Origin of the sequence: Bacillus sp. ME78, assembly GCF_903970865.1 — a bacterium.
Classification (GTDB): domain Bacteria; phylum Bacillota; class Bacilli; order Bacillales; family Bacillaceae_G; genus Bacillus_A; species Bacillus_A cereus.
Genome location: NZ_CAJCKK010000046.1, coordinates 20,100 through 27,065 on the forward strand (window position 1 = coordinate 20,100; position 6,966 = coordinate 27,065).

The window sequence follows — 6,966 nt, forward strand, 5'->3', positions numbered from 1 at the left end:
TACAATTTATATTATACGGGCTAGCACTAAGGAGGTAATAAGATGCGACAATTTGCAAAACCAACAATCGTCGTAAGTAAATGTTTAGAATTTGATGCTTGTCGTTATAATGGAGAGATGATTCCAGATGTAACAATACGAAATTTGCAGCCATTTGTTACATTTATACCTGTTTGTCCAGAAGTCGAGATTGGATTGGGGACTCCTCGTGAAACGATACGAATTGTAGAAGAAAATGGTGAGAATAGACTTGTGCAACCGTCGACACGAGAAGATGTAACTGAAAAAATGGAGCAGTTTTCAAATGACTTTTTACAAACGATACCGGATGTGGATGGTTTTATTTTAAAGAATCGTTCACCAAGTTGTGGTACGCGTGATGTGAAAATTTATTCTGGTTTTGAAAAAGCGCCAGCAAAGGGAAAAGGATCGGGCTTATTTGGCGGAGCAGTAGTAAAAAAATTTTCGCATCTTCCTATTGAAGAGGAAGGCAGATTGTCGAATTTTATTATTAGAGAGCATTTCTTTACAAGGCTATTTACAATCGCATATTACAAAATGATTAAACATAGTAAAAATATAAAAGACCTTGTATCGTTTCAGTCGGACAATAAATATTTATTTATGGCATATAATCAGGTGAAACAAAAGGAATTAGGGCGTATAATTGCAAATCAAAAAAATGAAAAGATTGAAGTGGTATTTGAAAACTATGAGAAGACTTTATATGAATTATTTATGCGTGCGCCCCGTTATACATCGAATGTAAATGTATGCGAGCACATTTTTGGATATTTTAAAACAAAGTTAAAAAAACAAGAAAAAGATCATTTTATAGAACTGTTACAAAAGTATGCAGAAAAGAAAATACCACTTAGTAGTTTACTTACAATTTTAAAATCATGGGCTATTCGATTTGATGAAAAGTATTTATTAAGACAAACATATTTCGAACCATACCCTGAAGCATTAGTAGAAATTTCTGATTCCGGAAAAGGTAGAGATTATTAAACAATAAATTACATAATTCGACACAAAACCTCCTATGTTGTTGTAGAACAATGTAGGAATTTTTTTGTGCATTAGTACAGAATCTGTTTTAAAATTAAGTTATGACAGAATTGTAGCAATTGTCTAACTAATATTCTTGTCTTTTAAGTTGTTATGTTTGTAGTAGAAACTCGCACGCTGTCGAAACTCAATATTCGATAAGGGGTGTGTAGCGGAATGGAATTTACTCTAACTCGCGAAAAACAAATGATTAAAGAAATGGTACGTGACTTTGCTGAAAAGGAAATCGCACCGAAAGCTGTATATTATGACAAAACTGCAGAGTTTCCATATGAAACATTTCAAAAAATGGGCGAACTAGGATTATTAGGCATCCCATTCCCAGAAGAGTATGGAGGTTCAGGTGGCGATACGGTATCGTATGCGTTAGCAGTTGAAGAAATTGGTCGCGCTTGTGGTGGCACCGGTTTAAGCTATGCTGCAACAATTTCATTAGGTGCTTCTCCAATTTATTATTTCGGTACAGAAGAACAAAAACAAAAGTATTTAGTTCCAATGGCGTCAGGTAAAACATTAGGTGCCTTCGGATTAACGGAGCCGAATGCTGGATCAGATGCAGGTGGTACTCAAACGAAAGCGGTATTAGATGGTGATGAGTATGTAATCAGTGGTGAGAAGTGTTGGATTACAAACGCAGAGTATGCAAATACAATTATTGTAACCGCTGTCAACGGTATTGAAGAGAATGGTAGAAAACGTATTTCTGCATTTATCGTGCCTACTACGAGTGAAGGATTAACGATTTCAAGTCCTTACGATAAGATGGGTGTTCGCGCTTCTAATACTTGTGAAATCGTACTTGATGGTGTTCGTGTACCGAAAGAAAATATTCTTGGTGATGTAAATAAAGGCTTTAAACAATTTTTATATACACTTGATGGAGGGCGTATTTCAATCGCTGCATTGGCAGTTGGTATTGCGCAATCAGCCTTTGAACGTGCATTACAATATGCGAAAGAACGTCAACAATTTGGAAAGTCAATCTCTAATTTCCAAGCGATTCAATTTAAATTAGCTGATATGGCGACTGAAGTAGAGCTAGCACGCAATTTAGTACATAAAGCAGCTTGGTTAAAAGATAACGATAAACCTTTCGGAAAAGAAGCGGCAATGGCAAAACTATTTGCATCGGAAGCAGCAAGCCGTATTGCGAATCAAGCAGTACAGATTCATGGTGGATATGGTTATATGCGTGAATATGAAGTTGAACGACATATTCGTGATGCGAAACTATTAGAAATTGGTGAAGGAACTTCTGAAATTCAACGTCTCGTAATTGCTAGACATTTAGGATGTAGATAAAAGGGAGGAATCACTATGTTTCAAAAAATATTAATTGCGAATCGCGGGGAAATTGCTGTTCGTATTATGAAAACTTGTCAAAAACTTGGCATACGCACTGTTGCTATTTATTCTGAAGCAGATGAAAATGCCCTTCATGTGAAGATGGCAAATGAAGCTTACTTAGTAGGTGGACCGCGTGTTCAAGAAAGTTATTTAAACCTTGAAAAAATTATTGAAATAGCTAAGAAGACAAATGCAGAAGCGATTCATCCGGGTTATGGTTTATTATCAGAGAATCCGTCTTTTCCGGTTCGTTGCAAAGAAGAAGGAATCGTATTTATCGGTCCTTCAGAAGAAATCATTACGAAGATGGGAAGTAAAATCGAATCACGTATCGCAATGCAAGCAGCAGATGTCCCAGTAGTCCCAGGTATTACTACAAATATTGAAACTGCTGAAGAAGCAATTGAAATTGCAAAACAAATTGGTTATCCCTTAATGCTTAAGGCATCCGCAGGCGGCGGAGGCATTGGTATGCAGTTGATGGAAACTGAGCAAACGCTCACCAAAGCGTTTGAAAGTAATAAAACAAGAGCGCAAAACTTCTTTGGTAACGGAGAAATGTATTTAGAGCGATATATAGCAGATGCGCATCATATTGAAATTCAGCTTTTAGCAGATACACATGGTAACACAGTGTATTTATGGGAGCGTGAATGTTCGGTACAGCGCCGAAATCAAAAAGTAATCGAAGAAGCACCTTCACCATTTTTAGATGAAGGTACACGAAAGGCGATGGGAGAAGTTGCTGTACAAGCTGCCAAAGCACTTGGCTATACAAATGCAGGTACAGTTGAGTTTCTTGTAGATGATCAGAAGAACTTCTATTTCTTAGAGATGAATACGAGATTACAAGTAGAGCATCCAGTGACAGAAGAAATTACGGGATTAGACCTTGTAGAACAGCAACTCCTTATCGCAAGTGGAGAGAAACTATCATTTACTCAGGATGATGTAAAACGTAGTGGTCATGCCATTGAAGCTCGTATTTATGCAGAGGATCCGAAAACATTCTTCCCATCACCTGGGAAAATTACAGATTTAACATTACCGTCAAATGTACGGATTGATCACTTCTTAGAAAATCATGTAACGATTACACCTTTCTATGATCCAATGATTGCGAAAGTCATTGCACATGGCGAGACTCGTGAAGAAGCAATTTCGAAATTACATGATGCTCTAGAAGAATTAAAAGTAGAAGGTATTAAAACCAACACGCCAATGCTACTGCAAGTTTTGGAAGACGAAGTGTTCAAAGAGGGTATTTATACAACGGGTTTTGTAACGAAACAACGCGTTAAAAAATAAGATTTAACAATATTAAGGGGGAAAAAATGATGACGAAAGTATACGCATCGATGGCAGGAAACGTTTGGAAGATTGTTGTAGGAGTAGGAGATACAGTAGAGGAAGAGCAGGATGTCGTCATTTTGGAATCTATGAAAATGGAAATTCCAATCATTTCAGAAGAAGCTGGCACAGTTATGAAAATTAATGTGCAAGAAGGCGATTTTGTAAATGAAGGAGATGTATTATTAGAAATTGAATAGGGAGATATAGGGGGAAGCGAATTGAAACTACCTAATTTTGCTGTCATTAAAGAAGTCGGGCCACGTGATGGCTTACAAAATGAAAAAAAGATTGTTGGCACAAAAGATAAAGTAAAATGGATTCAACTACTTACAGAAGCAGGATTGTCGTATGTTGAAGTTTCCTCATTCGTTCACCCAAAATGGGTCCCTGCATTAGCAGATGCAAATGATGTATTTTCTGAGCTGAAAAGGGATCCAAATGTTACATATGCTGCGCTTGTTCCGAATCAAAATGGTTTGGAACGAGCTTTTTTGCAAAATGTAGATGAGGTGAATGTTTTTTTATCAGCAAGTGAATCTCATAATAAAAGTAATATTAATAAATCGATTAAAGAAGCATTAGTTGTAATTGAAGATATAACAAAACAGGCATTATTCGAAGGAAAAAAGGTAAGAGGCTATGTTTCTACTGTATTTGGATGTCCTTATGAAGGGGATATAAGTGTTACAGCAGTTGACGAATTATGTAATCAACTATTTTCATACGGCATTTATGAAGTTTCTCTTGGGGATACAATCGGTGTAGCGAATCCATTACAAGTAGAACAAGTATTAGAACATCTATTAAAGAAGTATGATGCTTCGCAGTTTGCAATGCATTTTCATAATACGTATGGAATGGCTCTAGCGAATGTAGTTAAATCATTAGAATACGGTATTACAACGTTTGATAGTTCTTGTGGTGGACTCGGGGGCTGCCCTTATGCACCAGGAGCATCAGGTAATGTTGCTACTGATGACCTAGTACATATGCTCCATAAGTTAGGAGTCCAAACGAATATTGATGAAGAGAAGTTATTGAGAGCAAGTCAATTTATTCAAAGTAAATTAAATATCCAATTACCGAGTCATGTGTATAGAGCGCTTCAACATAAAACGATAAGTAGGTGAGAAGATGCTACAATTACAAAACATTTCAGTTGATTATGTAACACCTCACGTTGTAAAGATTTCGTTATATCGTGAAAGACAAGCAAACTCATTATCTTTAGCATTATTAGATGAATTACAAACTATATTAACTCAAATAAGTGAAGATTCAAACGTGCGTGTAGTTATTTTGACTGGTGCTGGTGAAAAAGCATTTTGTGCTGGTGCAGATTTAAAAGAGCGTGCCGATATGAATGAAGAACAAGTTCGCCATGCTGTTAGTATGATTCGCACTACTATGGAGATGGTTGAACAATTACCACAGCCAGTTATTGCTGCTATAAATGGAATCGCACTTGGTGGTGGTACGGAATTAAGTTTAGCTTGTGATTTTAGAATTGCTGCTGAATGTGCAAGTCTTGGTCTTACTGAAACGACACTTGCAATTATACCAGGAGCAGGTGGTACACAGCGCTTACCGAGATTAATTGGAGTTGGTAGAGCGAAAGAATTAATTTATACAGGTAGACGTATTTCAGCGCAAGAAGCAAAAGAATATGGTTTAGTAGAATTTGTTGTACCAGCTAATTTACTTGAAGAGAAAGCGATTGAAATAGCAGAGAAAATTGCTAGTAATGGACCTATTGCTGTTCGACTAGCAAAAGAAGCGATTTCAAACGGTATTCAAGTTGATTTACATACCGGATTACAAATGGAAAAACAAGCGTATGAAGGTGTAATCCATACGAAAGATAGACTAGAAGGATTACAAGCATTCAAGGAAAAACGCACACCAACGTATAAGGGGGAGTAAATATGTTAGATCAAAAACAACAATCAAATACATTTGAAGAACGAGTTGAAACGATTAAACAAGGCGGCGCACCAAAATATCATGAACAAAATAAAGCAAAAGGAAAATTATTTGTTCGAGATCGTTTAGCGCTTCTATTTGATAATGGCGAATATGTAGAAGATGCATTATTTGCTAACTGTGAACAAACAGGCTTACCTGCGGACGGCGTTGTAACGGCAACGGGTAAAATACATGGTCGTACTGCGTGTGTAATGGCCAATGATTCTACTGTAAAAGCTGGATCGTGGGGATCACGCACAGTTGAAAAGATTTTACGTATTCAAGAAACAGCTGAAAAACTACGTGTTCCGTTATTTTATTTAGTCGACTCTGCTGGAGCACGTATTACAGATCAAGTAGAAATGTTCCCAGGGCGCCGTGGTGCAGGGAGAATCTTCTATAATCAAGTGAAATTATCAGGTAAAGTTCCTCAAGTATGCTTATTATTTGGACCTTCTGCAGCTGGTGGTGCCTATATTCCAGCCTTTTGCGACGTTGTAATGATGGTAGAAGGAAATGCATCTATGTATTTAGGATCTCCTCGTATGGCTGAGATGGTTATCGGTGAGAAGGTAACTTTAGAAGAAATGGGCGGAGCTCGTATGCATTGCTCTGTATCAGGATGCGGAGATGTTTTATGTAAGACAGAAGAAGATGCGATTACACAAGCAAGACAATACATTTCATATTTTCCAAATAACTACTTAGAAAAGACTCCATTGGTTACACCTCAAGAACCGAAACAATTCGATAAAACGTTAGAACAAATCATTCCAGAAAATCAAAATGCTCCTTTCAATATGAAAGATCTCATTAATAGAGTTATTGATGAAGGTTCATTCTATGAAGTAAAAAAATTATTTGCTCAAGAGCTAATTACAGGCTTAGCACGTATTGATGGTAAGCCAGTTGGTATTATTGCAAATCAGCCGCGTATGAAGGGCGGCGTATTATTCCATGATTCAGCTGATAAAGCTGCTAAGTTTATTAATTTATGCGACGCATATCATATTCCATTATTATTCCTTGCGGATGTACCAGGATTTATGATCGGTACAAAAGTAGAGCGTGCTGGTATTATTCGCCACGGTGCAAAAATGATTTCTGCAATGAGTGAAGCAACTGTACCGAAGATTTCTATCGTTGTTCGTAAAGCATATGGTGCTGGTTTATATGCGATAGATCGGAAGATAGTCGTGTAGGGTAAGAGTGTGTAGTGTAGTGTATATC

Annotated in this window: 6 protein-coding genes and 1 pseudogene; all 7 read left to right on the forward strand. The window is 37.1% G+C overall.

Annotation, left to right across the window (positions count from 1 at the left end):
- Positions 1-42: 42 nt before the first annotated feature.
- The gene (locus H6481_RS26760) at positions 43-1,011 is read left to right on the forward strand and encodes a DUF523 and DUF1722 domain-containing protein (RefSeq protein WP_044306560.1); all 969 of its coding nucleotides are present in this window, start codon (positions 43-45) and stop codon (positions 1,009-1,011) included.
- A gap of 216 nt (positions 1,012-1,227) precedes the next feature.
- On the forward strand, positions 1,228-2,373 hold the full coding sequence (locus tag H6481_RS26765) for an acyl-CoA dehydrogenase (protein WP_000397279.1): 1,146 nt from the start codon (positions 1,228-1,230) through the stop codon (positions 2,371-2,373).
- Positions 2,374-2,388: 15 nt separating this feature from the next.
- Entirely contained in the window at positions 2,389-3,726 is a 1,338-nt protein-coding gene (locus tag H6481_RS26770) for an acetyl-CoA carboxylase biotin carboxylase subunit (RefSeq protein WP_182813653.1), read from the forward strand.
- 26 nt (positions 3,727-3,752) lie between these two features.
- A complete protein-coding gene (locus tag H6481_RS26775; RefSeq protein ID WP_001987345.1) occupies positions 3,753-3,968 on the forward strand; it encodes an acetyl-CoA carboxylase biotin carboxyl carrier protein subunit in 216 nt (71 codons plus the stop codon).
- 21 nt (positions 3,969-3,989) lie between these two features.
- Positions 3,990-4,901, forward strand: coding sequence for a hydroxymethylglutaryl-CoA lyase (gene mvaB, locus H6481_RS26780; RefSeq protein ID WP_000775436.1), 912 nt, complete (start codon positions 3,990-3,992; stop codon positions 4,899-4,901).
- A gap of 4 nt (positions 4,902-4,905) precedes the next feature.
- The gene (locus tag H6481_RS26785; RefSeq protein WP_000939813.1) at positions 4,906-5,694 is read left to right on the forward strand and encodes an enoyl-CoA hydratase; all 789 of its coding nucleotides are present in this window, start codon (positions 4,906-4,908) and stop codon (positions 5,692-5,694) included.
- A 2-nt stretch (positions 5,695-5,696) separates the two neighbouring features.
- A pseudogene (locus tag H6481_RS26790) lies at positions 5,697-6,917 on the forward strand (acyl-CoA carboxylase subunit beta); the annotation flags it as partial.
- Positions 6,918-6,966 lie beyond the last annotated feature (49 nt).

Coding starts and splice junctions, on each gene's coding strand:
- H6481_RS26760 (WP_044306560.1), top strand. CDS start 43: ATGCGACAATTTGCAAAACCAACAATCGTCGTAAGTAAATGTTTAGAA.
- H6481_RS26765 (WP_000397279.1), top strand. CDS start 1,228: ATGGAATTTACTCTAACTCGCGAAAAACAAATGATTAAAGAAATGGTA.
- H6481_RS26770 (WP_182813653.1), top strand. CDS start 2,389: ATGTTTCAAAAAATATTAATTGCGAATCGCGGGGAAATTGCTGTTCGT.
- H6481_RS26775 (WP_001987345.1), top strand. CDS start 3,753: ATGATGACGAAAGTATACGCATCGATGGCAGGAAACGTTTGGAAGATT.
- H6481_RS26785 (WP_000939813.1), top strand. CDS start 4,906: ATGCTACAATTACAAAACATTTCAGTTGATTATGTAACACCTCACGTT.